The 1117-nt window shown below is 81.7% G+C and carries 2 pseudogenes; both read left to right on the forward strand.

Annotated elements, in window-relative coordinates:
- Positions 1-497: pseudogene (locus SSOG_RS55040) on the forward strand (hypothetical protein); the annotation flags it as partial.
- Between the two features lie 374 nt (positions 498-871).
- Positions 872-1117: pseudogene (locus tag SSOG_RS55045) on the forward strand (hypothetical protein); the annotation flags it as partial.

The following is a 1117-nucleotide window of genomic DNA, read 5'->3' on the forward strand; positions in this document are numbered from 1 at the left end:
TCCTCGGCCGGGTGCTCGACACCCTGCTCCGGGAGGACGCGTACCAGCTGCGCAGCCGCGCCCGCACCGTACGCCGCACCGACGGCGACTGGCTGCGCATCACGCTGAGGGAGGGCGGAACCGTGCTGCTGCCGGTGGAACCGGAAGGCTTCCAGTGCGAAATCCGCGCCCGCCGCCCGGTACGCCTGGAGTGCGCCCCGCCGCCCCCGGCCGGGACCCCCGGCCCCGGCCCCGTCCGGGTCGACGGCGGACATGCCGCCGTACCGGGCGCAGTCGAGGGACGCCCCGGCGCGGGCGATGCCGCGGCGGGCGGCGGCGAGCCGCGCCCCGTCGCGGCGGGTCCGGGCGCGGCGGCGCGTGCGACCCGACCCGGGCCCGGACCGCGCCGACGGTGCTACCGGCGAGGGCCGCGCGGCGTCGCCCGGGGCCGAGAGCCCCGGCCCCGGGCCTGCCCGCGCCGGGCGCATCGCGAGGGGCCCCGGCGCGGCCGGGGCTGAGGGCGGCGCCTCGCCGCGGTCCGTCGCGGCGGGTTCCGGCGGGCCGCACCGTGCCGTCGCCGAACCCGGATCGGGCGGTACGGAAGCGGGCCACGCGACGCAGCCCGGGGGCGGGATCCCCGGCTCCGAGCCCGCCCGCGCCGGGCGGCTCGACGGGCGGGGCGCCGCGGATGGCGGTGGCGAGCCCGCGCGGGCGGACCGTGCCGGGTCGTACCCCGTCGCGGCGGGCCCTGGCGGGGCGGCGCATGCGACCGGGCCGGGCCCGGGTCGCGCCGACGGTGGCACCGGGCCTGTCCGTGCCGGGGCACAGGCGGGTCCCGGCGACGGGGCCCCGGCCGTCGTGGTGCGGGGGGCTTGAGGGCGTGCTCGGGCGGTTGCGGGGGGTTGTGGCGGGGGAGGACCGGGAGCTGTACGACGCCTTCGTGGGGGAATGCCACCGCGCGCTGGACGCCACGCGGCTGCACGACCGCGTCCGGCCCGGCGTCGTGCGGGGGCTGGTCGCGCGGTACGGGGAGACCGGGCGGTGGGCCGGCATGGGCGGGGGCGTCGCGTACGACACGCTGGGCCGCCTTCCGCGATCATCCCGTCTACCCCACCAGCCGCGGCCGGTCCGTGTTCGG

The sequence above is a fragment of the Streptomyces himastatinicus ATCC 53653 genome, assembly GCF_000158915.1.
GTDB classification, from domain to species: domain Bacteria; phylum Actinomycetota; class Actinomycetes; order Streptomycetales; family Streptomycetaceae; genus Streptomyces; species Streptomyces himastatinicus.